General features: G+C 71.9%; 23 protein-coding genes. 11 read left to right on the forward strand and 12 right to left on the reverse strand.

Annotated features, from left to right (window positions below):
* Positions 1-16: 16 nt before the first annotated feature.
* The 3 genes from HHX33_RS17070 to HHX33_RS17080 are packed head-to-tail and all read left to right on the forward strand — an operon-like array spanning position 17 to position 4,882.
* Positions 17-574 carry a hypothetical protein gene (locus HHX33_RS17070; RefSeq protein WP_182875443.1) on the forward strand — a complete coding sequence of 186 codons (558 nt, stop codon included), beginning with the start codon at positions 17-19 and terminating at the stop codon, positions 572-574.
* Complete coding sequence (locus HHX33_RS17075; protein ID WP_182875444.1) at positions 571-3,426, forward strand: CHAT domain-containing protein; 2,856 nt, start codon at positions 571-573, stop codon at positions 3,424-3,426. Before HHX33_RS17070 ends, HHX33_RS17075 begins: the two co-directional genes overlap by 4 nt.
* Entirely contained in the window at positions 3,419-4,882 is a 1,464-nt protein-coding gene (locus HHX33_RS17080) for a hypothetical protein (RefSeq protein WP_182875445.1), read from the forward strand. Before HHX33_RS17075 ends, HHX33_RS17080 begins: the two co-directional genes overlap by 8 nt.
* 72 nt (positions 4,883-4,954) lie before the next feature.
* Here the strand turns inward: HHX33_RS17080 and HHX33_RS17085 are convergent, their stop codons facing one another.
* Genes HHX33_RS17085 through HHX33_RS17110 form a run of 6 tightly spaced genes read right to left on the reverse strand, consistent with a single transcriptional unit; the run spans position 4,955 to position 10,049 of the window.
* Positions 4,955-5,569, reverse strand: coding sequence for a tellurium resistance protein (locus HHX33_RS17085; RefSeq protein WP_182875446.1), 615 nt, complete (start codon positions 5,567-5,569; stop codon positions 4,955-4,957).
* 3 nt (positions 5,570-5,572) lie between these two features.
* On the reverse strand, positions 5,573-6,652 hold the full coding sequence (locus HHX33_RS17090; protein WP_182875447.1) for a DUF475 domain-containing protein: 1,080 nt from the start codon (positions 6,650-6,652) through the stop codon (positions 5,573-5,575).
* Positions 6,649-7,209: a TerD family protein gene (locus HHX33_RS17095; RefSeq protein WP_182875448.1), complete on the reverse strand. Its 561-nt coding sequence runs from the start codon at positions 7,207-7,209 to the stop codon at positions 6,649-6,651. Before HHX33_RS17095 ends, HHX33_RS17090 begins: the two co-directional genes overlap by 4 nt.
* A gap of 10 nt (positions 7,210-7,219) precedes the next feature.
* Positions 7,220-8,485: a hypothetical protein gene (locus HHX33_RS17100; protein ID WP_182875449.1), complete on the reverse strand. Its 1,266-nt coding sequence runs from the start codon at positions 8,483-8,485 to the stop codon at positions 7,220-7,222.
* A 32-nt stretch (positions 8,486-8,517) separates the two neighbouring features.
* Positions 8,518-9,249 (reverse strand): hypothetical protein, encoded by a 732-nt coding sequence (locus HHX33_RS17105; RefSeq protein WP_182875450.1) that lies wholly within the window; start codon positions 9,247-9,249, stop codon positions 8,518-8,520.
* Between the two features lie 5 nt (positions 9,250-9,254).
* The gene (locus HHX33_RS17110) at positions 9,255-10,049 is read right to left on the reverse strand and encodes a hypothetical protein (RefSeq protein ID WP_182875451.1); all 795 of its coding nucleotides are present in this window, start codon (positions 10,047-10,049) and stop codon (positions 9,255-9,257) included.
* Between the two features lie 376 nt (positions 10,050-10,425).
* On the opposite strand from HHX33_RS17110, the gene HHX33_RS17115 reads away from it, so the two are divergent.
* Positions 10,426-11,118, forward strand: coding sequence for a hypothetical protein (locus HHX33_RS17115; protein WP_182875452.1), 693 nt, complete (start codon positions 10,426-10,428; stop codon positions 11,116-11,118).
* 55 nt (positions 11,119-11,173) lie between these two features.
* Here HHX33_RS17115 and HHX33_RS17120 read toward each other — a convergent pair whose 3' ends face one another.
* Positions 11,174-11,371, reverse strand: a complete 198-nt coding sequence (locus HHX33_RS17120) for a hypothetical protein (protein ID WP_182875453.1) — start codon at positions 11,369-11,371, stop codon at positions 11,174-11,176.
* A gap of 128 nt (positions 11,372-11,499) precedes the next feature.
* Positions 11,500-12,438, reverse strand: a complete 939-nt coding sequence (locus HHX33_RS17125; RefSeq protein WP_182875454.1) for a hypothetical protein — start codon at positions 12,436-12,438, stop codon at positions 11,500-11,502.
* Between the two features lie 721 nt (positions 12,439-13,159).
* On the opposite strand from HHX33_RS17125, the gene HHX33_RS17130 reads away from it, so the two are divergent.
* Positions 13,160-13,813: an HAD family hydrolase gene (locus HHX33_RS17130; protein ID WP_182875455.1), complete on the forward strand. Its 654-nt coding sequence runs from the start codon at positions 13,160-13,162 to the stop codon at positions 13,811-13,813.
* Positions 13,814-13,817: 4 nt separating this feature from the next.
* Here the strand turns inward: HHX33_RS17130 and HHX33_RS17135 are convergent, their stop codons facing one another.
* Positions 13,818-14,720 (reverse strand): LysR family transcriptional regulator, encoded by a 903-nt coding sequence (locus HHX33_RS17135; protein WP_182875456.1) that lies wholly within the window; start codon positions 14,718-14,720, stop codon positions 13,818-13,820.
* A 97-nt stretch (positions 14,721-14,817) separates the two neighbouring features.
* On the opposite strand from HHX33_RS17135, the gene HHX33_RS17140 reads away from it, so the two are divergent.
* Entirely contained in the window at positions 14,818-15,666 is an 849-nt protein-coding gene (locus tag HHX33_RS17140; RefSeq protein WP_182875457.1) for an oxidoreductase, read from the forward strand.
* 21 nt (positions 15,667-15,687) lie between these two features.
* Here the strand turns inward: HHX33_RS17140 and HHX33_RS17145 are convergent, their stop codons facing one another.
* Positions 15,688-17,028, reverse strand: a complete 1,341-nt coding sequence (locus HHX33_RS17145; RefSeq protein ID WP_182875458.1) for a helix-turn-helix domain-containing protein — start codon at positions 17,026-17,028, stop codon at positions 15,688-15,690.
* A 142-nt stretch (positions 17,029-17,170) separates the two neighbouring features.
* Between HHX33_RS17145 and HHX33_RS17150 the strand changes: the two genes are divergently transcribed.
* From HHX33_RS17150 to mgrA, 5 genes are all read left to right on the forward strand, one after another.
* Complete coding sequence (locus tag HHX33_RS17150) at positions 17,171-17,473, forward strand: hypothetical protein (protein ID WP_259402553.1); 303 nt, start codon at positions 17,171-17,173, stop codon at positions 17,471-17,473.
* A 330-nt stretch (positions 17,474-17,803) separates the two neighbouring features.
* Positions 17,804-18,436 carry a hypothetical protein gene (locus HHX33_RS17155; protein ID WP_182875459.1) on the forward strand — a complete coding sequence of 211 codons (633 nt, stop codon included), beginning with the start codon at positions 17,804-17,806 and terminating at the stop codon, positions 18,434-18,436.
* 29 nt (positions 18,437-18,465) lie between these two features.
* A complete protein-coding gene (locus HHX33_RS17160) occupies positions 18,466-19,092 on the forward strand; it encodes an alpha-ketoglutarate-dependent dioxygenase AlkB (RefSeq protein ID WP_117408481.1) in 627 nt (208 codons plus the stop codon).
* Positions 19,093-19,152: 60 nt separating this feature from the next.
* Complete coding sequence (locus HHX33_RS17165; protein WP_220501876.1) at positions 19,153-19,929, forward strand: aminotransferase class IV; 777 nt, start codon at positions 19,153-19,155, stop codon at positions 19,927-19,929.
* Between the two features lie 108 nt (positions 19,930-20,037).
* Positions 20,038-21,042 (forward strand): L-glyceraldehyde 3-phosphate reductase, encoded by a 1,005-nt coding sequence (gene mgrA / locus HHX33_RS17170; RefSeq protein ID WP_182875461.1) that lies wholly within the window; start codon positions 20,038-20,040, stop codon positions 21,040-21,042.
* Position 21,043: 1 nt separating this feature from the next.
* On the opposite strand, the gene HHX33_RS17175 is transcribed toward mgrA, so the two are convergent.
* Both HHX33_RS17175 and HHX33_RS17180 read right to left on the reverse strand, forming a co-directional pair.
* On the reverse strand, positions 21,044-21,907 hold the full coding sequence (locus HHX33_RS17175; RefSeq protein WP_182875462.1) for an NAD(+)/NADH kinase: 864 nt from the start codon (positions 21,905-21,907) through the stop codon (positions 21,044-21,046).
* 31 nt (positions 21,908-21,938) lie between these two features.
* Complete coding sequence (locus tag HHX33_RS17180; protein WP_182881431.1) at positions 21,939-23,372, reverse strand: ATP-binding protein; 1,434 nt, start codon at positions 23,370-23,372, stop codon at positions 21,939-21,941.
* Between the last annotated feature and the right edge of the window lie 121 nt (positions 23,373-23,493).

The following is a 23,493-nucleotide window of genomic DNA, read 5'->3' on the forward strand; positions in this document are numbered from 1 at the left end:
CGTGGTCGGAGGGCGAATGGACGATTCGGACCCGGTACGGCGGTTGTGCGCGGTAGTGGAGGCCGAAGGCCCGGTAGACCCTCCGTACTCCCCGATCGCCGACGTCGTCGAGAGCGCGAGCACGGCGGCCGGGCTCGACCAGATCACTCTTCAGGTCCTGTCGTCGGGTCTTCTCCTCGTGCTGAACGCGGGGGTGGACGAGGCGCGCGTGGTCTCCGACCTGAGCCGGGAGTTGCGTAACGCGTTGTGGCGGCGCAACCGGCGGGCGACCGGCGAGCACCGCCTGCGCTGCCGGATCTCCTTCCACCAGGGGCTGGTCCGGCTGACCGACCAGGGATTCGAGGGACAGGCGGTGCGGGTCGCCCGCGACCTGTGCGGCAGCGGCGACCTGCGGGCGGCCCTGCCGGTGGACGCGGGGCACGACCTGGCGTTGATCCTCAGCGCCCGGCTCCTCGACGAACTGGCCTATCCCGAGTCGGCCGGCCTGCACCGGGAGCAGTTCCGCAGGGTCACCGCGACCACGCAGGGCAGGCACGTCCCGGCCTACGTCTACGCGTACGGCGAGGCGACATGAGCGGGGACGGGGCGATGCTCGCCGGCCGGCCCGCCACGGTCCTGCTCGCCGAACCCGTGTACCGGACGGACGGGCGGCTCGCCGAGTGGCGTGAGGTGCCGCCGCGACCGCGGGACTCCTTCCTGCACCGGCTGTTCGCCCATGGAGAGCTGTGGCTGCGTCCCGGCGGCGCCGCCGGGGCACGCCTGGCGACGGGCGAGCCGCCGACCGGCTCCTGGCGGGCCTGCGGGTCCTTCCTGCTGGTGTCGGCCTCGTGGCCGGACGGATCGGGGACCCTGGACGGATACCTTTCCGAGGACGCCGACGGCTGGTGGTTCGACGCCGTCTACACGGGCCCCGGCCGGGTGGGAAGCGCCGTCGTCGCCCGCGTGAGACAGCGCTTCACGCCCCGGGGCCACCGCGGCGTGCCGCGGCCCGGCGCCGTGACGGTTCCCGACGTCGCGTCGGCGCCGGCCCGCGAGCCCCACCCCGGCCCGGTGGAACCGGTCACGCACCCGCGGCCCACCTCCGTGGAGGACCTCCAGACGCTGCTCGACGCCGCGTCGCTCCGGGGCCGGTGGCGGGTCGTCGCCGGTCCGGCGTACGGCACGACCGTGGCGCTCTCCTCCGCGAGCGCGTTCGCGGAGCACGGGGGAGGGTTCCTCCGGCTGGCGCGCGGCCCGGACGTCGCCGTCGGCCTGGCTCCGGCCGGTGGGGGCGGTGGATGGGAACTCGTGGTCCTCGCGAGACGGGACGCGCCCCTCCTGACCGTCTTCGAGGCAGGCGACGGGGCGGCGTTGCGCCGTCTCGGCATCGAGTTGCTGGCCGCCGGGAGGTCCGGTCAGGCCGCGCCGATCCTCGACCGCGCGGCCGAGCTGTACGCGGGCAGCGAGGCGTCCACGAGCACCGGTCGAGTGATCGACCTGCTCGGGCTGTGCGACGCGCGGATCCGCTGCGCGTTCGCCGAGTCCCGCTTCGCCCGCCTGCCCGGGTTGCTGGTCGCGGCCGCGGACGTGCGGCGTGAGATCACGCTCGGGCCCGGGGCCTTCACGCCCTGGCTCGACGCGCTCCGTTTCCTCCGGGAGACGGTCGAACCGCTGCGTGAGTCGCTGCGCCGGATCGCGGATCTGGCGGGTGCCGGTCCGTCACCCTCCGGCCTCGCCGCCGCCGCGGACGCATGCGCGGCGGCGGCCGAGACCGTGTGCGGCGTGCTCGATTCGACGGGATCGCCGCCGGACGACCCGGAGTCGATCGAGTCGTCGGCGGAGCGCGTGGACCGCGCCCTGGCCGCCGGTAGGGACGCGTTGCGGGAGACGGCGGACAGGCTGGCCGCCCACGGGGAACCCGAGCCCGGGTCGGCGGGCGAACTGGTGCTGCTGTCCGCACGCGGCGGCGCCGACGTGCTCGCCCTCATGCGTGACCACCTCTCCCGGTCAGCCCCCGCGGCCGCGGCGCGGTTCGTCCGGGACCAGGCCCGCGAGGCGGCCGGTACCGCCGCCGGCTACGTCGAGATATGGCGTGCCCTGCTCGACTCCCACTGGGACAAGATCATCTCAACTGATCAGGCCCTGCCGTTCTACGAGCGGATGGTGACGCTGCTGCTCGACCTCGACGCGTCCGAGGACGCCCTGGTGGCCTCCGAGATGGCCCGGGCCCGCGCCTTCGCCGACACGCTGCGCGCGCACCGGGCCGGGCCGGGCCGGCCGGCACGGGGGCTGGGCGTCTCCCCGCCGGTGAGCCGGGAAGGGCTGCGGGACGTCCTCACCCGCCACGACGCCGTCGTCGTCGAGTACTTCCTCGCCGCTGACCTGCTCACCGTCTGGGTCTGGCCGCGCGGCGGCCCGCTCACGCGGGTCACCCGGCGCGTCGACCGGGCCGGACTGAAGGAGACGGTGGAGGAGTTCGGCCGGCTCGCGCGGAGGTCGCGGCACGACGCGGCGTCGCGCGCGGCGATGGCCGCCGCACTGCGCCGGCTCGGCGAGGTGCTGTGGGACGTCGTCCCGGCCGGTCTACTGCCCGACGATCCGGACGAACCGGTCACGGTCATCCCGCACCTGGAGTTGTTCCATGTGCCGTTCGCCGCGCTCCGCGACGCGTCCGGGACGTACCTCGTCCAGCGCCACGCGATCCGGGTGCTGCCCGCGCTGGCCATGATCCCCGATCTGTCCGCGCCGCGTCCGGGACGGCCGCCGAACGCCCCTCCCGAGCTGGTGGCGCTGGTCAATCCCCGCCCGCTGCCCGAAGGGCCGCGGCTGGACTGGACGCAGGAGAGTTTCGGTGAGATCACCGGCCTGTACGGCCGGTCGGCCCGGCTGTACACGGGGGAGAAGGCCACCGCCGCGACCCTGCGCGAGGTCGCGGGCACCGGGACGGTCCTGTACTTCGGCACCCACGGCCGCGCGGTCACCAAGATCGACGACGACCCGATGATGTCGTACCTCGTGCTCGCGCCCTCTGCCGATCACGACGGGTACCTGCGAGCCCTGGAGGTGCCCGGGCTCGGCCTCGCGGCCGACCTGGTGATCCTCGCGGCGTGCGAGACCGGTGGGGGAGCGGTGACGGCGGACGGCGTCGTCGGGCTGAGCCGCGCGTTCCTCACCTCCGGGCCCACCGGGCTGATCACGACCCTCTACCCGGTCGGCGAGCAGGCCGGTCTCTATCTGATGGCCGACTTCCACGAGTCATGGCTGCTCGACGGGCTGGAGCCGGTGAGTGCTCTCCGGCACGCGCAGGCCCGTGCCGCCTCGGCTCAGCGGGTCACCGCGCAGGAACCCCACCTGTGGGCGGCGTTCACGTTCTTCGGTCTGGGCTCCGCCGCGCGCAGCGTGGTCGAAGCCTCCACGGCGCAGGCAAGAGAGGCGACACATGACTGACCGGACAGCCGCCCTCCCCGGTTCGCACGGGCAGGCCGGCGACACTCCGTCCGAGGCGCTGTCCGACGCCCCGGACGGCTTCCCCTCCGGGGAACTGCTCGCCCGCTCCGACCTGTACGGGGCGGAACACCTGCTCGGCCACGGGACACAGCGCCCGCGCGAGTCCGGGGTGGACATCGCCCGGCCCTTCGTCTACCCGGTGCCGGACGAGACGCTCTCCCCGGTGCTGCGCGGCCGCGCCGCGACCACGGGCGTACGGCACTACGAGGCGTTGTTCGCGTTCGACCTGGAGGAACTGCCCTCCGACCGGCACTACACGGGAGTGCGGTTCGAGGTGCGCCTCGCCGACGACGACGCGGTCGCGTTGCGTCTCGGGATGAGCGAGACGGTGCTGGACGACGTCGTGGGCCCATGGCCGGGCAGCGCGCCTTCGACCGGCTCTTCGACCGGCTCCTCGACCGGGCCTTCGAGTCGGCTTTCGAGTTGGCCGGAGAGCGGGGCGCCGGCCGCGCCGCCGGGCACGGAAGGGCGGTATCGGAGGCTGGTCAACCGGTTGCGCAACGTGCCGGGCGACCCGGAGCCACGTGTCTTCGGTGCGCGGCGCCCGTCGTTCGGGTTCATCCTCTCGGCCGAGCCCGGGCGTCCGCTGGCCCGCCGCTCGTACGGCCTGCGCGTGCTGCTCGAACTGCCCGGCGACGTCCCGGACCTCGCGGGCAGCCTCGTCGTCGGCACCACGATCAGCCGGGTCCGCCGTACGCGCTCGGATCTCCTGGAAGCCGCGCTGGCGACGGCCGAGACCTTCGGCGAGCCGCTTCCCACGCCGGAGAGGCCGCAGGCGGAGGCGCGGCAGAAGACCGGCGGGGCCGTCGTGCGGCTGTGCGTCGCGACGGACATCGAGAAGTACAGCAGGTTCACCGACGACGAGGCCGCTCTGCGGGCGCAGGAGCGGCTGGTGACCGTGCTGGCGGCCGCCCGGCGCCGGGCGGGCATCGACGAGTCCGGCGTCGACCTGCAGGAGCAGGGCGACGGTCAGTTCGCGGTGCTGCCGCCGGACATCGAGGAGAGGCGGGTCATCCCTGACCTCGTGCGGGCGCTGCGGCTGGAGTTGCACGACGTGAACGCCGAGCTGAACAGGGACGCGATGCTCCGGCTCCGGGTCGCCATATGCCGGGGCTCCGTCCGGCGCGGCGCCAACGGATACGTCGGCCGCACGGTCATCGCGGTCCACCGCGTGCTCGACGCGCCGTCCGTGCGCGCCGCGCTCGCGAACGAGGAGGCCGCGATGATGGTCATCGCCGTCTCGGACTCCGTCTTCATGGAGGTCGTCGCCCAGGGCAGCGGCGATCTGGACCCCGCCGACTTCCAGCAGGTCAGTGCCAAGCTGCCGGAGAAGGGCTTCGAGGAGACGGCGTGGATCCTGGTGCCGCCCCCCGTTCGCAGGGCCGGGAACTCCTGACGCGCTCCCCGGCCCGAAGGCGCGGGACACCGGAGCGCCCCGGGTGACCGGGGCGTTCCTCTCGCACACTCCCTAGTGGTACGTCTTGCGACCCGCCCGGTAGCTGAGGCCCCACTGGTAGGCCGCGTCCATGCCCCGGTGCCCCCGGCTGAAGTAGCGCATCTCGCGGCGGATGCCGAGCTCCTCGCCCACCTTGTGGAGCATGAAGACCGCGCACACCCGGGCCCGCGGGTTGGCGTCGTCCAGCACGACCTCGATGGGCGGGCCGCTCACCGGAAACACGGTGGTGACGCCGCCGGCCGCGGCCCAGTTGGGCACCCCGTCGAAGATGTGGGCGAAGACGAGGATCCGGCGGATCAGATGGACCTGCGCCATGTCGATGATCATGGTCTCGCCGCCGCTGCCGCCCCACCGCTCGTCCCGGTCCAGCATGATCACCGGATCGGCGCCGTCCTTCGGCACCCGGAACTTGTCACCGAGCGCCTGGACGCAGCCCCGGCTGCCGTCGGTCAGCTCCCACAGGCAGCACAGGTCCAGGTCGACGGGGAACGTCTCCGAGGATCTCCAGTCGAGGTTGATCCGCATCTGCCCGCCCCCGCGCGGGATCGACATCCTCGGCGCTTCCTTGGTGAGGACCACCCTGTAGTCGTCCGGCCCTCTGTAGTAGTCGTCCGGCACCGTCTTCACCTCTCATCTGTGCGTGACGTTCCTCGTGACGGCGACGCCCCCGGCCGGGGGCGTGTCCCGGCCGGCGTTCTCGCGCCGGTTGCGCAGGGCCGAGGACGCCATCGCCGTACCGATGAAGGCGAGACCGACCAGGCCGGTGACGATCTCCGGTACGGAACGGCCGAGGCCGATCAGCATGATCGCCGCCAGCGCCCCGATCGCCCAGTGGGCGCCGTGCTCCAGGTAGACGAACTCGTCCAGCGTGCCCCGGCGGACCAGGAAGATCGTGAGGGAGCGGATGTACATCGCGCCGATCCCCAGGCCGAGGGCGATGACCAGGAGGTCGTCGCTGATCGCGAAGGCGCCCACGACCCCGTCGAAGGAGAACGAGGCGTCCAGCACCTCCAGGTAGAGGAAGAGGGACAGGCCGGCCCGGCCGGCGACGGCCGGGCCCGGCCGCCGCCGCGGGTCCTCCTCCCGCTGCTCTGCCTCGAACAGCTTCCCCAGGCTGTTGACCAGCAGGTACGTGACGATTCCCAGAGCTCCGGCGACGAGCGCCGGCCCGGGTTCCGGGGCGAGGTAGGTGGTGGTCGCGACCAGCACGACCAGGGCGACCACGACGGACAGCTGGTCGAGCTTGCCGATCTTCGCGAGCGGCCGCTCCAGCCAGGCCAGCCACGTGAACTCGCGCTCCTCGAAGATGAAGTCCAGGAAGATCAGGAGAAGGAACACGCCGCCGAACGCCGCGATGAGCGGGTGCGCCTCGTGCAGGCGCCTGCCGTACTCGGCGGTGTCGTTCAGCGCCAGTCCGATGGCCTCGCCCGGACTCATCCGGGCGGTGATCCCGACGACCAGCAGCGGGAACGCCAGTCGCATCCCGAACACCGCGATCACGATGCCGGCCGTGAGGAACATCCGCTGCCAGAGCGGGCTCATCCGTTCGATCACGCGCGCGTTCACCACCGCGTTGTCGAACGACAGCGAGATCTCCAGGATCGCCAGGACGGCCACCAGCAGGAACGCCTTCGGCCCGCCGAGCACGAGCGCGATCAGCAGGCCGAAGGCCGTCACGCCGAACGGCCAGCGGAAGATGCGGAGGATCACGACGCCACGTCCACACCGAAGACCGTGGCGATGGCGCGAAGCCCGCCGCTGTAGCCCTCGCCGATCGCCCGGAAGCGCCACCCCGTGCTGTGCAGGAAGAGCTCACCGAAGACCACGGCGGGGTAGGCCGACGCCTCCTCGGTGAGGTCGTAGCGGATCAGCTCGGCGGAGGTCGTCTCGTCGACCACCCGGATGTACGCGTCGCGCACCTGGCCGAAGGTCTGCCCGCGGACCTCGCCCTCGTAGATCGACACGGCGAAGACGATCCGCGCGCAGCGGCCGGGAACCTCCGCGAGGTCGATCCGGATGACCTCGCAGTCTCCGTCGCTCGATCCGGTCCGATCGTCGCCGGTGTGCTCGACCGAGCCGTCCGGGCTCGTCAGGTTGTGGTAGAAGACGAAGTGCTTGTCGCTCAGCACCCGGCCGACTCCGCTCACCAGCAGCGCCGAGGCGTCGAGGTCGGCGTCCTCGCCCGCGGCCTTCCAGCCGAGACCGACGAGGATCCTGGTCAGGTCGCGGATCGGGGCGTCGGCGCCCTTCGAGAGGTTCACACTCATCTGACGTCCTTCAGGAATCCGCCTGGGTGTAATGACGGCGCTGGTGCCGGTCGAGGATCGCCGGCCCGTATCGCGAGGCGTCGGGGTCGTCGAGCGCGCCGATGAGCGCCTCCATGTAGACGGTCTCCACGTGGTCGAAGCCGCCGTCGATCTGCGCCGTGTACATGTCCCGCTTCTGCTTGAGGGTCGCCAGGTAGTCGCCGAGCTCGGCGCCGTACCTCTCGGACTCCTCCTGACGTGCCTGCGCGATCTCCAGGGCCTGCGCGGCGCGGCGTAGCTTCATCCGCTGCTCCTTCAGATCCCGGTCGTTCGGGTTGCCCGTACGGCGGCCCAGCTCCGTGGCGATCAGCGCCGTGAAGATCATCAGGGCCAGGAACAGGACGACGGTGGCGAACAGCTTCCAGCCCTCGGTCGCCGGAGGGATCGTGATGGTCGTACCCGACAGTGTGATCTCGGTGGTCCCGGCGATCGCCACCAGCCGGAGTGACACGACCGCGCCGATGGCGGCGAGCCAGATCACCGGGATGAGGAACAGGACGACCGGGCGGCCGGCGAGGCCGCGCCGGCGTTCACGGTTGTCCTCTCCCTCCTCGTCGTCCTCGGCCCGGCGCCTGCGCCGCCCGCGGTGTTCCTGCCACTCGCGGAAGCTGCGGCCGTACATGTGCGGTCCGAAGACGAAGACGAAGATCGCGCCCACCGCCAGCGCGTACGTCATGATCGTCGTGTCGCCCCAGGCGAGGAAGGTCGCGTAGTAGATGGGGACCTCGATGGTGAGCAGCACGAGCAGGAGCAGTGCCGGCACGCCCCATATCCGGAGCATCTCCCGCCAGCCGCCGCCGAGCGCGATCGAGCTGGGCCTGCCGTCTCCCACCCACCGGGACGGCCCGAGCTCCAGGCGTTCCACCCGTCCGAGCGCCATCTCGTAGGCGGTCCGGTCGCGGACGTACTGCTCTCTGACGGCCTCGGAGCGCTTGACGTGGGCCGCCTGCGCGGACCGTGCGGCCAGCTCCTGCTCCTGGAACTGCGCGTTGAGATCCTCGAGGGCCAGCTGCCGCTCGGCGTCGAGGACGAGGAGATGCTGCGGTTCGAAGCCCTGCGTCTTGATCGTGACCGTGTCGAGAGCCTTGCTTCCGGCGTCCGCCGCGCCCCTGGACTCCGCCCGGCTCCGCAGCGCGGCCCAGTCGGGCAGCCGGACCCGGGCGGGCCGCCACCAGGCGGGGGAAACGGTCATGTCGTGCACGTCCTGTCGGGTGAGGGTGAGAGATTTCACGGCCATGGAGACTCCTCCGGGGAGGCATGCGGGGATCGCTAATGGATGGTCAGGTTCGAGGCGCCGACACCGGCCGTGGCGAAGATCGATTTCCACAGGGACTCGAGCGGGGGGACGCATTCCGGCCGGCGCTCGGACAGCAGGTTGAAGCCGTAGACGTCGATCGCCGAGCCCCCGAGATCGGCGATGAGCTCCTTGTCCTTCAAACCGGTCACGATGCTCGTACGGGCGGGCTCACCGCCGACGTCGCACGCGCTCAGGTCGAGACCCCCCGTGTTGCTCATCAGGTCGCTGAACACGGCGATCCTGCGTTCCCCGCCGGAGTCGGGCGCGGCGGCCAGCCGGTCGGCCATCACGCGGAGCCCGCCCAGGACGTCGGACCCCTTGGCGTCGTCCTGGGCGCAGGTCCGCAGGCGTTCGGCCCGTGCCGCGGCCTCCTGGAGCAGCTTCTGGTGGACTCTCCTGTCGGTGAGTTCGTTCTTCGTGTCGGCGTAAAGCGGTATGGGCGCCTCCTGGCACGGGGAGCCCTCGGAGTTTCCGGTGATCGCGGCGTAGGCCACCCATCCGCAGCCGTCCAGGAACCCGGGCAGGTTCCGGTCGACGATGGACTTCGAGACCTGGTAGCCGCGGAAGCCGGTGATGTCCATGACGACGCCGCAGGACGCCGTCTGCCTGTCATCGGAGGAGCAGCCCGCGGCCGACAGGGCGGCGAGGGCGAGTGCCGCGAGTGCCGCGCGGGCGCGCCGGGGACGACTGTTCGCTGTGCTCACGGTGCTCACCGATCCGGGTGGTGGTGGTCGCCGCTCTCGATCGAGCGGGGGTTCAGGTCACGCCGCCACAGGTCGAGCCACTGCTCCCAGGCCTGGTCGGCGCTGTCGCGGACGCCTCTCGGGATCGCGGCCCGGAGCCGGGCCCGCGGGTCCTCGAACCAGTCGTCGCGGAGTTCGATCCGCCGGGGCCGCCACCTCCGGGCGATCTCACCGGCGTTCTCGTGGGTGCTCAGGAGGCCGCCCAGGTAGCAGCTGACCAGGGTCTCGGCCGCGTGCAGAGCCTTGCGCGCCTCCTCCTGGTACCACGACCACGTCTGCAGCCAGTTGTTGTCCGCGGTGGTCAGCAGGGTCACGTGACCCTCGATGTCCGCATTGTGTTTCCGGATCTTCTGCTCCAGCCGCATCCGGACGGCCTCCTCCGGCGTCAGGAACCTCACCTCGTCCCACGACTCGCCTCGGTGGGGCACGCTGGCGCGTTCCAACACGAGGAGGTCGGGGTTGAGACCGGCGCTGATCGCCTGAACCTCGCTCACCTGCTGGCTCAGGGTCACCAGCGCGCCCTGCGCCTGCCGTTCGATCAGCCCCAGGGCCTTCGCCCGCTCGTTCAGAAGCTCCGACTGCCGAAAGTCGAACTGCTTGATGATGCGCTGAACGGCGGGAGGCTCGAACGAGGGGTCCTCGATGAAGATCTTGTAGTACGCCTTCTTCTCTCCGTCGGCCACGCCGGCTCGCCGGGCCTTCTCACAGGTGATGGCCTCGCCGGCCTCCCCGGCCTGCCCCGGGTCCGCTTCCTTCGCCATTTGGCCGTGACCCCTCCCTTCACGGTGCCGTCTGGCTCGATCAGGTCTCAGAGTGCGGGAGGCAGGCGTGCGAGACACCCCATAAATCCGGTTTTTGGTTGCGGCGGTCCCCGGGACAGCCCATCGCGCGGCACGCCGGCTCGGCGTGCGCGACAACCCGCCTTTATCAGGGGTCCTCCGATCTCGGCCGCCGCATGCTGGAGGCCCGATCGGACGACACGTGGTGAACGAGGAGGACTCGGTGATGACCTGTGCTCGGAGCGGGAGAGGAAGAGCCGTATCGGCCCGAGGGGCTCTCGCCGTCGCCCTCACCCTTGTGCTGTCCTCCTGCGCCTCGGAGGAGCGCGGCGCTTCACCGGCCCCGTCGGCGTCCGCGGTGGCCGTACCCGGGGTCACGGTCCCGGCGACCGGCGAGCCCGCGGCGCTCGCCACCGAGCCCGAGGTCGCGGAGCCGGAGACCACGCAGCCGGAGACCGAGGAGCCGGAGACGTCGCAGGTCGATGAGACCGAAGATGAGACCGAGGACGAGACCGAGGACGAGACAGAGGACGAGACAGAGGACGAGTCCGGGGAGACGGGCCTGGCGGGCGGCAGCTATGAGGTGACGATCACGGGCACCGCCGGGTGGGCGGACTTCGAGCGTGAGGGGACGGTGCGGGTGCTGGACACGATCTCCGAGGTCGGCACGACGAACGAGGTCAACGCCGTGGACGTCTGCCTGGTCTCAGGCTTCCCGGCGGCTCAGCCGGAACCCGGCGCCATCTGGCTCGGCAGCAACTCCGGATGCGATCCGGGGGCCTCCGCCGCCCACATCGACCTGGCGTACGTCGAGACGGACGGCCGGACGGTCACCGTCCGGCCGGACGAGCGGGTGGCCGCCACGCTCGGCAACAACTTCACGGCGGGATCCGGCCTGGCGGCCGGACTCTACGCCCCGGTGTCGGGGGAGATGTCCATCACGATCGACGACGGCGGCGACCTCTCGGGCACCGTCGACATCGTGGGGTACGGCGGCGCCGGCTTCGGGGAGGTCCGCTACCGGGCGGAGATCAGCGGACACCGCGCCTGACCGCCTGTCGCGGGGCTTCCGCGGCGGACCGCCGGACGCACCGGAACGGCTTGCGTCAGTGCTGGGAGGCCTCGTACCAGAGGTAGGGGATCGACCAGTCCCAGTGCTCGGCCTCGTCCAACTCCCGTACCGGATCGGGCTCGGGAGACCACAGCACCGCGCCGGGGACGCCGAACTGGGCGGCCCAGTATCGCCCGAGCCGTACGAATCCCCGGCCGAGAGCGCAGGCCATCCGCTTCACCAGTGCGAACATCACCGGGCATCACTCCTCGTACGCTCTGGCACGACACCGCTTGTGACCCAGACCACCATGGATCTGGAAATAAAGATTTAATCTGGTCGATTACCGGAAGTAAATGGTCAGACGGCCTCATGGCGGTCTCAGGCGCCGAGTAGTTCGTGCAGGCCCCAGCCGTCGGCGTCCTCCACCACCCGCAACGCCAGCTCCGCGCGGCCGGCCATGTCGAGCGGGGCGACTCCGGAGACCGCGTGACCGTGCGCGAGCCGGTCGAGCGCGGCCCCGACGAGAGGCCCCGCCGTCCGTACGGTCGAGGGCAGCGCGATGGAACGGGTCGACCCGCCGTGCAGCACGATGTTGCGCTGGCGGTAGAGGCGCCGGAAGCAGCCGCGCAGATAACGCTCCACCCGGCCCAGCGTCACGGACGGCGCGGCGGCCAGTTCGCGCATCCGCCCGAGGGCCGCCGTCGTCACCGGATCGTCCACGTGGACGACCGGATCGGCGGCCAGCCACCGCACCATGCGCCGCACCCGTTCCCGGTTGTTGCCGCCGATCGCGTCGAGGTCGCGTCGCAGCCGCGGGTCTGCCTCGCGGATGCGGGGGTCGTAGCTCAGCGCGGTCAGTTCGGCGCGCGGCCATCCGGCGGTCACCAGGGCTGCGGCGCGATCCGCGGCCACCGCCCGGCCCTCCTCGCGGTCCGCCTCGTCGGTGTCGCAGAAGAGCAGTGACTCGATCGCGGCCCACGCTCCGGCGACGGCGGTGCTCGGGGAGCTCTCCGTGAGCGGCGCGGCGAGTTCGAGCGCGTCGTCGATGCGCAGGCCGTGGGCGCCGGAGTCGGGCAGATCGTAGAGCACGCCCACCCGTTCCAGGGAGAGCACGGTCACCGCCGGATCGCCCCGCCGGAAGTCCTGCGGGTCGGCCAGGCCGGTGAGGAACACCTTGGGATAGACGTCCAGCGCCGTCTGCCCGCGCCGATACCGCACCCTGTTGCGCACCCGGTCGAACAGCTCGGTCACCTGCTGCACCGCCGAGACATGGTCACGCGCCCGTACGCGGAAGAGCAGCCCGCCACTCGCCCGCACATGCTCGATGTGAGGGTAAGCGGTTCCCAGCCGGTGACTGACCTCCTCCCTGGACAACCAATGGGGCGACTTGCTCGCCACGCTGGCTGCGGGCCCCCGGCCTGATCGGTCGGAGGCAGGTCGAGTGGATGTGCCGGCGAATCTGCCCGTCGCCCAGTGCGCTGTCGGTCTTGAGCCTCCGCAGCAGTGACTCACGTGCGTACCAGGCCAGAGACCCCTGTGAGAGAACATGGCGCCCGGTCCAGTCGGCCGCCTCCACGGCTTCGCGCAGGGCGAGCACGGTGCCCACGTCCCACAGGCGGCGATGCCAGGGCCGCCAGGACTCCAGCAGTTCCTGAACCCGGGCGTTCACCACGACACTCGTCGTCGGTCTGCCGCTGACGGCTTCCATCGGTGACGTGCTCCTTCTGGCCTAGACTCGTGAGCGCTGCGTTACCGGTTGCGCACAGCGCGCAGGGGAAGTACTCTCAAGAGAACTTAGGCAGGGGAGCCGCCCGGAAGGGCCGCTCCCCATCGCCTTTTCTGGGGGTTGTGCGGCATCCAGTTTGGCCGATCAAGGCTCCGTCGTCACAGTTTTCGTACAACTCGAACACTCTCCGTCATGCCGTCCGGCTCGCGGCGCGTACGGCTGCGCCTCGTGACGCTTCCGGCCGCCCTTCGAGGGCAGTGAAACCCCGGCGTCCGCGTATCGTTCTCGAAACGCGAGTGACTGGAGGTGCCGATGCGGCTGGAGGCCGTCTTCTTCGACGTCGGGGAGACCCTCGTGGACGAGACCCGGGAGTACGGCACCTGGGCCGACTGGCTCGGAGTGCCACGGCACACCTTCTCCGCCGTGTTCGGCGCCGTCATCGCTCGTGGCGGGGACTACCGGGAGACCTTCCAGCACTTCCGGCCGGGGTTCGACCTCCACGCGGAACGGGAGCGCCGGGCCCGCGAGGGGCAGGCCGAGACGTTCGGCGAGGAGAACCTCTATGCCGACGCGCGGTCGTGCCTCGCCGAACTGCGGGCGATGGGGCTGCGTGTCGGGCTCGCCGGCAACCAGACCGCCCGGGCCGAGGGCATCCTGCGCGCCCTCCGCCTGCCCGTGGACGTGATCGGCACCTCCGACGGCTGGGGCGTGGAGAAGCCCGCCACGGCCTTCTTCGAGCGCGTGGTGGCGGAGGCCGGCTGTCCCGCGGGGTCGGTTCTCTACGTGGGCGACCGGATCGACAACGACATCCGGCCCGCGCAGCGGGCCGGGCTGCGCACCGCCCTCGTACGGCGGGGCCCCTGGGGCCACGTCCTCAAGGACGAGTCGGTGGCCCGGGCGTGCCTGTTCCACGTCGACTCGCTCGACGAGTTACCCGCCCTGGTCCGCAAGCACAACGGCGACTGACGGCTCAGCCCGCCTCGGTGAGGTCGATCGAGGAGGCCAGTTCGGCGGCCACGGCGCGGAGGTTGCGGACGACCTGCCGGTCGCGCGTGGCGGGCCAGGCCACGACGGTCTCGGCCCGGTCGCCGGCCAGGGGCACGAACACCACGCCCGTACGCCTGAGGCTGTGCGCCGACCGGGCGAGCCGGGTCACGCCCACTCCGGCGGCGACCAGGCCGAGCAGGCTTGGCACGCCGTCGGCCCGCTGCACCACCCTGGGCTCGAAGCCGGCCGTGCGGAAGTCGTCGTCGTACTTGAGGTGCCAGGGCGGCCAGGAGCCGCGCGAAGTGAGCACCCAGGGCTCGGCGGCCAGATCGGCGAGCCGTAGCCCGGCGCGTCCGGCGAGCGGGTGGCCCGTCGGCAGGACCGCGCAGACGGGCTCGGAGACCAGCGCCTCGGTCTCCAGGTCGTCCACGAGCGGCGGACGGGTGAACGCCGCGTCGTACCGGTCCTCGCGCAGGCCCGCCACGAGGTCGGCGATGCCGACCGCCTCGGCGGCGAGCTCGACGTCCGGGTACCGCCTTCGGAACGCGCGGACGACCGGCGGCATCATGTAGTTCGCGGTGGAGACGAGGAAGGCCAGGCGGAGCCTGCCGGTCTCCCCTCGCACAGCGCGGCGGGCCGCCTGCAGCGCCGCGTCGGCCCGGTCGAGGACGGCGCGTGCCTCGGGCAGGAAGACCCGGCCGATCTCGGTCAGGCGGGTGCCGCGGGTGTCACGGTCGAACAGGCGCGCGCCGAGGGCGTGTTCCAGAGCCGCGATCTGCTGCGACAGCGACTGCTGGGCGATGTGCAGCTCCCGCGCGGCGACGGTGAAGCTCAGATGCTCGGCCACGGCGACGAAGTACCGCAGATGGCGCAGCTCGGGAGTCACAGGACCTGACTGTAACCGCGCAGGGAACCTGTGTTGGCCGGGCGGGCCTCGCGCGGCCCAGAGTGGTCCCACTGATCACGACACGAGGAGTGGGACCATGACCGGACGGGTGTGGCTGATCACCGGATGCTCGGCGGGTTTCGGCCGGGAACTGGCCGAAGCCGCGTTGGCGGCGGGGGACCGGGTGGTGGCGACCGCCCGGCGCGTCGAGACGCTGGCGGACCTGGTGGAGACGGGTGGCGACCGCGTGCGCGTCGCCCGGCTGGACGTCACCGACGCCACGTCGATCGGCGCGGCGGTGGCCGGCGCCCTGTCCGCCTTCGGCCGGATCGACGTGGTGGTGAACAACGCCGGTCACGGATCGGTGGGAGCCGTCGAAGAACTGTCGATGAGTGAGCTGCGCGCGCTGATGGAGGTCATGTTCTTCGGGGCGACGGCCGTGACCAAGGAGGTCCTGCCGCATCTGCGCCGGCAGGGGAGCGGGACGATCGTGCAGATGAGCTCGATGGGCGGGCAGCTCAGCATGCCGGGGTTCGGCGCCTACTGTGCCGCCAAGTTCGCCCTCGAAGGGTTGTCGGAGGCGCTCGCCGCCGAGGTCGCGCCCTTCGGCGTACGGGTGCTCATCGTGGAACCGGGCGCGTTCCGCACCGAGTTCGGCGGTCACCGCATGCACCGTTCGGAGCCCATCGACGCCTACCGGGTGTCCACGGGCGCGACCAGGGCCTCCGTGGACGGGATGGACGGCACCCAGCCGGGGGATCCGGCCAAGGCCGCCCAGGCGATCCTTGAGGTCCTCGGCTACGACGATCCCCCGCTGCGGCTCGCCCTCGGCGACGACGCGGTGGACGCCATCCGGGCCCACCATGAGATGCTCCGTGGCGACCTGGACCGCTGGGAGAAGCTCAGCCGGGCGACGAGCCTCCCGGGCGTCCGGAGTGACGGCTGATCGTGGCCGGCGCGGCCGCGGTCACATCGTGAGCTCGGAGAGCCGGGCGCGGCCGAGGTCCGTCAGCCGTTCGCCCAGTTGGCGTGTCGCCGCCGCGGGCGGCAGCGCGTCCAGCACCCCACGGACGCGATCATGGCCGATCGCGTACCAGTGCTCCTCCAGCGCTTCGACGGCCCGCCTGAGGTGCTCGGCGGCCTGGTCGCCGTCGGCCGGGGCGTGGGCGGCGGCGAGGTCGGCGAACAGCACCGAGCGCTGTTTGCCGCCGTTCGGGCCGAGGTGGTCGAGCGCCGTGCGCAGCCGGCGGGCCGCCTCCTCGTGCTGGCCGGCGGTGAGCGCGCTGTAGCCGGCGAAGCCGTCGAGCCGTGCACGCTCGAAGAAGTCCAGCCAGGGAGGGTCGTCCCCGCTCGTGTCGATCATCTGGTCGGCCCGGTCGATGTGCCGCATGCACTCCCTGGGCTCGCCGCACCGGGCGGTGATCTCCGAGGCGACGCAGTGGAGCCACGCCCTGGTCAGCGGGCCGACGCCGTGCCAGGCGTGTGCGAACGCCGCGTCGAGCAACCCCAGCGCGTCGGAGCGGCGGCGGTCGAAGCCGGGGACGAACGCCGCGTGGGCGAGCACGGCGGCGGCGAGCGGGTGGTCTCCGCACTCCCGGGTCGCCGACAGGGCCAGCCGGAACAGCCGCGCGGCCGTGTGGCACTCCTCCAGATCGAAGAAGGCCACCCTGCCGGACAGCAGGGCAGAGCGCGCGGCCGCCTCGGCGAGCGTCTGCCGCACGGCTCCCTCCGGAGCGGCGCGCAGCAGGCTCGTGCCGAGCCGGGTGTGGGCGACCGACGCCTGGAAGATGTCCTCCGGGGGGGAGGTCCAGTAGAGCGCGGCCTGCCGGTCGACGACCCGGGCGAACGCCTCGGCCGACTCGGCGTCGACTCCGCGCCCGCGCTCAACCGCCGCCGGGAGACGCTCGCCGCCCTCGCCGAGGAGCGGGGCGAGCACGCCCGCGCCTAAGAGGTTCCGCAGGAACGTGGAGCGGTCGATGCCGTCTGCGGTGATCATGCTCAGCAGCCTCCCAATCTCGTCCACCACCTCCGTCACGGGCCGCATGGCCATCTCGTCGGGGGTGAGCAGTCCCAGTTCGCTCGCGGACTTGCCGAAAATCGTCACGAGATGCTTGCGGTAACGCGGGTCCGGCCACCGCTCGCCCGTCTCCCACCGGCGGACGGTGTTCGCCGTGAGGCCCGTGTCCTTCTCCCCGCATGACCGCATGGCCGTACGGATGCGTTCGCACAGTTCCTCGTAGGACCACCCGCGCTGCAGGCGTTCCCATGCGAGCCGGCGATTCGGCGGATGACGGTGGCTGGCCGGCATGTCGCACCCCTCCTCGCATGACCGCTTCTCGCGCGACCACATGCACGCTGCGTCGGCGTGACACGCTGACACTACGGGAGTTTCCGTGTTCGCGTGGCTACTGGCTGTGATTGGACGTCTCCTGGCTGATACCGCCGCCGTCGTGGACGCGCTTGACTTGGCCCACTTCCGCGAGCAGCCGTTGGAGATGGGTGACATGACCACGTTGGAGGACATCGCGCGAGTCCACGCCGGCTGGATCATCTGGCGGTCGGACGCCGGCCGCTGGTGGGCCACCAGGCGCGGGGCGGTCGACCTGGAAGCCATCCGGAGGGGGTGTGCGATGACGCTCGACGCCGACGACCCCGACGGGCTCGCCGCCGCCCTGACCGCTCAGGAGGAGGTGACCGCCGAGATCGTCGCCGATCTCGCCCCGGTCGTCGCGGACTCCACCACCGCCGGATAACCCGGAGCGCGGTCAGCGGCCGTCGTGCCGTCAGGCGAGGAGATCGGACCGAAGGACCTCCGCCTGGAGGATGCGTTCGATCTCCTTCTCGTCCGCATTGTGCCCCGTCTGTCGCCGCAGTTCCTTCCGTGCGGCGTCGAGGATCACCGGCGTGAGGAGAACGCGTACGAGGGGCTTCGGGGCCGTCGCCGCGCGGGCCTGGGGGCGCCCGATGGCTCCGGGGTGGGAAGTCGTGAGCAGGGGACTGTGTTGACATCGCTATTCCTAAGAGAGAGCATTGCTCTCGAAACGGAGCGATGTCTCAACCCCTGCTCGTCGATGGAGCCCCTTATGAACGCCGCCCTGCCCGCCCGTGCCCGGTTGACCGGGCTGTCCTTTCTCGTGGCCGGAGTCCTGTTCCTCCTCTATCCGCTGGTCCGGCCGTACGGGGACGAGACGGCGCTGTCCGGGGCCGCCACGATGGCGTCGCCCGCCTGGGTCGCGGCGCACCTGTTCGCGATGGTCGGGTTCGTCCTGCTCGCGCTGGGGACTCTCGGCCTCTATCTGGTGCTGGACCGCCCCCTCGCCCTGCGGGCGGCGGTGGTGACCTGGATCGGCGCCGGGCTGACCCTGCCGTACTACGGCGCGGAGGACTTCGGGCTGAACGTCGTCGGCGCGCGGGCGGTGCGGGACGGCGACGTCTCGCTGCTGGCGCTGGTCGACGAGTTCCGCTTCGGCCCCGTGGCGATCGCGATGTTCGCGTCCGGGCTCACGCTGCTCGGCGTCGGCGCCGTCCTGGCCGCGGTCTCCGCCGGACGCTCGAAGGTGCTGCCCCGGTGGAGCGGCGCTCCGCTGGCCGCGGGGATGGCGCTGTTCATCCCCCAGTTCTTCGGGTCGCCGGCGGTGCGCGTCGCCCACGGCCTGCTGCTCGCGATCGGCGGTGTCTGGCTCGCGGTCGCCCTGTGGCGGGCGAGCCGATCATGATCGAATGGTTGTTCTAATACAATGGACTCATGACGGCTTTTCAGGCCTCACTGCTGGACTGGGGCGAGGATGTTCACATGGGGCCGCTCGGCGCCTCGGTGCGGCGCACTCCGCTGGAGCGCGGCGCCTGGGTCGACGTCCGGCGGCACTGGGTCCAGGGCGCCGACGCGCTCTTCGAGCGGCTGCGCGACGGGGTGCCGTGGCACGCGGAGCGCGTCCACATGTACGACAGGGTCGTGGACGTGCCCCGGCTGCTGAAGTTCTACGACGAGGGCGAGGAGCTTCCCGACCCGGTGCTGGCCGAGGCCAGGGACCTGCTCAACGCCCACTACGAGAAGGAGCTCGGCGAGCGGTTCGTCACGGCGGGCATGTGCCTCTACCGCGACGGCCGGGACAGCGTCGCCTGGCATGGCGACACGATCGGGCGGGGGAGCGTGGAGGACACGATGGTCGCGATCCTGTCGTTCGGCACGCCGCGCCCGCTGCTGCTGCGCCCGCGCGGCGGGGGCACGGCGCTGCGTCACGAGCTGGGCCACGGCGACCTCATCGTCATGGGCGGAAGCTGCCAGCGCACCTGGGAGCACGCGGTCCCGAAGTCGTCCACGGTGACCGGCGCCCGGATCAGCGTGCAGTTCCGCCCCCGGGGCGTCCGCTGACGGAGCGCGCCCGCGGGTGCCCCCCTTCCCCGTCGGCGGCGGCCCTGTAGCGTGGAGATCGTGTTCCTCCGGGTCGAGATCGACGGCCGCCCACCCACGGCCGAGGCGCTATGGCATCCCGCACTCGTCAACTACGGCCACTTCACCGCCCTGCAGGTCAGGAACGGCCGCGCCCAGGGGCTCGGCCTGCACCTCGCCCGGCTCGACGCCGCCAACCGGGAGCTGTTCGGCGCCGGACTCGACGGCGACCTGGTGCGCGAGCGCGTCCGGCACGCTCTCGCCGGCGACGCGCGCGACGCCTCCGTGCGGATGATGGCCTTCTGGCCGGAGGGCCGGGACGCGGTGAGCCTCCTCGTGGCCGTGCTGCCGCCCGCGCCCCCGCCGTCCGGGCCGCAGAGCCTGAAGCCGGTGCCGTACGAGCGGCCCGTCGCGCACGTCAAGCACCTCGGCGGGTTCGGGCAGCTCTACCACCGGAAGATCGCCGAGCGTGAGGGCTTCGACGACGTCCTGCTCACCGGTCCGGACGGCACCGTCGCCGAGGGCGGCGTCACCAACGTGGGCTTCTTCGACGGCTCGTCGGTCGTGTGGCCCGACGCGCCCAGCCTCAGCGGCGTCACCATGCAACTCCTGGAGGCACGCCTCCCGGCCGCCGGGATCGGGTCGCGGCGCGGGCCGGTGCGGCTGGCCGACCTGCCGTCGTACCGGTCGGCCTTCGTGGCCAACTCCCGCGGCGTCGCACCTGTCGGGCGCATCGGCGACGTCACGCTGCCTGTGGACGACGACTTCACCCGGACGCTGGCCGAGGTCTACGAGTCGGTTCCCTGGGACCCGATCTGAGGGCCGGCGGCCCCAAGGTGGGCGGCCGTCGACACGTGCGGTTTCCTGGTAGTCCTTGGAAGGCGCCGGTGAAGGACCGGTCCCGGCCGCACGAGCGAAAGGTCACGGATGATCCCGCACCCCTACGTCCCCGCCCCCGCCCGGTACGACGACATGCGGTACCGGCGCAGCGGAAGGAGCGGCGTGCTGCTTCCCGAGATCTCCCTCGGCCTGTGGCACAACTTCGGCGACGGCCACGCGTTCGACGTGCAGCGTGCCGTCCTGCGCCGCGCCTTCGACCTCGGTGTCACCCACTTCGACCTGGCCAACAACTACGGCCCGCCGTACGGCTCGGCGGAGGAGAACTTCGGCCGCCACCTGCGGGCGGACTTCCGGCCCTACCGCGACGAGCTGTTCGTCTCGACCAAGGCGGGCTACGACATGTGGCCGGGCCCGTACGGCGAGTGGGGGTCGCGCAAGTATCTGCTGGCGAGCCTCGACCGGTCGCTGAGCCGGATGGGCCTCGACTACGTCGACGTGTTCTACTCCCACCGCCCCGACCCGGACACTCCGATCGAGGAGACGATGGGCGCCCTCGACACGGCGGTGCGCTCCGGCAAGGCGCTCTACGTGGGCATCTCGAACTACTCCGCGGAGGAGACCGAGCGGGCCGCCGCGGTGCTGCGCGACCTGGGCACCCCGCTCCTGATCCACCAGCCGCGTTACTCGATGCTCGACCGCTGGGCGGAGGACGGGCTGCTCGACGTCCTGGAGCGGTCCGGGGCGGGCTGCATCGCCTATTCGCCGCTGGCGCAGGGCCTGCTGACCGGGCGCTACCTCGACGGCGAGGTGCCGGCGGACTCGCGGATGGCGATCGGCCACTTCCTCACGCGCGACCGGCTCACGCCCGGGCTGCTGGACACCCTGCGCGGCCTCGACAAGATCGCCCAGGCGCGTGGCCAGTCGCTCGCGCAGCTCGCGCTGGCGTGGATCCTGCGCGACCGGCGGGTCACGTCCGTGCTGGTCGGGGCGAGCTCGGTGGAGCAGTTCGAGCAGAACGCCGCCGCCCTGGCCGCGCCGCCGCTCAGCCCGGAGGAGCTGGCCGACATCGAGAACCTGCTGCGCGCCGCCTGACCTAGTCGACCTCGGCGCTGCCGTTCACCCGCAGCTTGCGGCGGGCCCGCTCGTAGAAGGTCGTCGTCCCGAGCCGCACCACGCGGGCCGCGGCGCGCAGCGCCGTCACGGTGAGCCGGTCGCCCGGGCACAGGTGGCCGCCGATGGCGCCGTCGACCTCCATCGCGAGCTGTCCGCTCGTCGGGAGCACGTCGAGCGTCACCTCCTCGTCGGCGGACAGCACGAGCGCCCGGTTGAACGCCGTGTGCGCGGCGGCCGGGACGACGATGAAGCCCTCGACGGTGGGGGAGACGATCGGGCCGCCGGCCGAGAAGCTGTACGCCGTCGACCCGGTGGCGGTGGAGACGATCACCGCGTCGGCGGCGTACCGGACGAACGGCTCTCCGTAGACCGAGACGGCCACGGCGGCGAGCCCGTCGCCGGGGATGCGGACGAGCGCGATGTCGTTGAAGGCGGTCACCGTCCGGCCGTCGTGGGTGGTCGCCCGGACCGCCATGCGCGGCTCCACCGTGTACCTGTGCTCGTCGATCGCCGACAGCGCGGGCGCGAGGTCCGCGACGTCGATCTCGGCGAGGAAGCCGAGCCGGCCCAGGTTGACGCCGAGGACGGGCGTCGGCCGCCCGGCGATCAGGCGCATGGTGCGCAGCATCGTGCCGTCGCCGCCGAGGCTGACCAGCAGGTCGGCCTGCCGCACCAGCGTCTGGTCGTCCACCGCGACCGCGCTGCAGTCGATGCGCCCGACCTCGTCGGGCAGGCCCAGCACCGGGCAGCCCCGGTTGCGCGCCCACTCGACGATGGTGTCGATCGCCTCCTTCGAGTCGCGCTCGGGGTGCAGAACGAGACCGACGGTGCTGACCATGCCCATGCCCCTCACTGTACGGGGCATCAGGCACGACCTAACGCGCGTCGTCGCGGGGGGCCTGGGTGATGGGGAGGACCACCCGGAACCGGGTGTCTCCGGGCGTGGACTCCACCCGGATGTCTCCGTGGTGCTTGTTCACGACGATCCGATAGGAGATGTCCAGGCCAAGGCCGGTGCCCTCGCCGACGGGCTTGGTGGTGAAGAACGGCTCGAAGATGCGGGGCCGGACCTCCGGCGGGATGCCGGGCCCGGTGTCGCCGATCTCCGTGATGAGGTGCCCGTCCTTCCGCCAGGTGCGGATGGTGAGCGTGCCCTCGCCGTTCATCGCGCAGAGCGCGTTGTCGATGAGGTTCGTCCACACCTGGTTCAGCTCCGCAGCGTACGCCGGGATCGGCGGCAGCGACCGGTCGTACTCCTTGACCGTGCGCACGCCCTGCGGGATCTTGCCGTGGAGCATGGTCAGCGTGGCGTCGAGCAGGTCGTGCACGTCGACGGTCTGGTAGGGGGCCCGGTCGAGCTGGGAGTACTGCTTCGCCGCGCCGACCAGGCTGGAGATCCGGTTCACCGCGTCGTCGATCTCGCCCATCAGCAGCTCGGTGTCGATGGTGTAGGTGAGCCACCGCACCGCCGGCTCCAGGTTCTCCTCGCCCACCGCGCCGGCGATCTGGCCGAGCCACTCCACGTCGAGGCCCCCGGCCACCAGCGTGGCCGCGAGGTCCCAGCCGCCGACGATGTCGTGGTCGTCCAGCCAGTCGGCGATGGCGTCCTCGGCGTCGGACCGCGCCAGCGGGGACAGCTCGGGGGCGGACGCGGCGCGCTTGACCGCGTCCTCCTGGAGCTCCACGAGATCGTGCAGCTGGCTGCCGTCCAGCCGCCCGTCGGCGATCATGGCGAGCTTCTGCCGCATGCCCGCCACCCGCCCGCGCAGCGCGGACGTGGCCCGCACGGCGGCGGCGGCCGGGTTGTTCAGCTCGTGCGTGAGCCCGGCCGACAGCGAGCCGAGCGCGAGCAGCCGCTCCCGCTCGCCCACGACCGTCTGGGTGGCGCGCATGCCGATGAACAGCCCCTCAAGCAGGTGCATCGCCATCGGGAACCACTCGCGCACGCACTCGGCGATCACCTCGGCGGGCAGCACGAAGAACTCGGCGTCGGTGACCGCGCGCAGCGAGTTGAGGTAGAGCTGGTGCGGCTCCCCGGTGATGTACGACTGGGTGGCGCCGCCGTACACGCCGCGCTGGCCGGTGCGGCTCACCTCGACCTCGTCGCCCTGCACCCGCCTGCTCATCGCGACGGTGCCGCTGAGCAGCACGAAGAAGCAGGTGGCGGGCTCGCCCTCGCCGTAGACGAGAGTGCCGGCGGCGCGGGTCTCCACCCGGCCCTCCGCCGACAGGGCGGCGAGCTGGCCGTCGTCCAGGGACTCGAAGAGGAACAGGGTGCGCAGCTCGTGCGGCGGCAGCGTCTCGGTCACTAGGGCACCATCCTTACTGCGGGGCCCGCGTAGGGTCTTGTGGAAGGGACTCGGCGGGAGCCGGGGTGACGGCCCTGTTCGGTCGCCTGTGAAAGGCCTCGATGACACCGCCGCCCCCGGT

It is taken from the genome of Microbispora sp. H10670, assembly GCF_014161385.1.
Lineage (GTDB): Bacteria > Actinomycetota > Actinomycetes > Streptosporangiales > Streptosporangiaceae > Microbispora > Microbispora triticiradicis.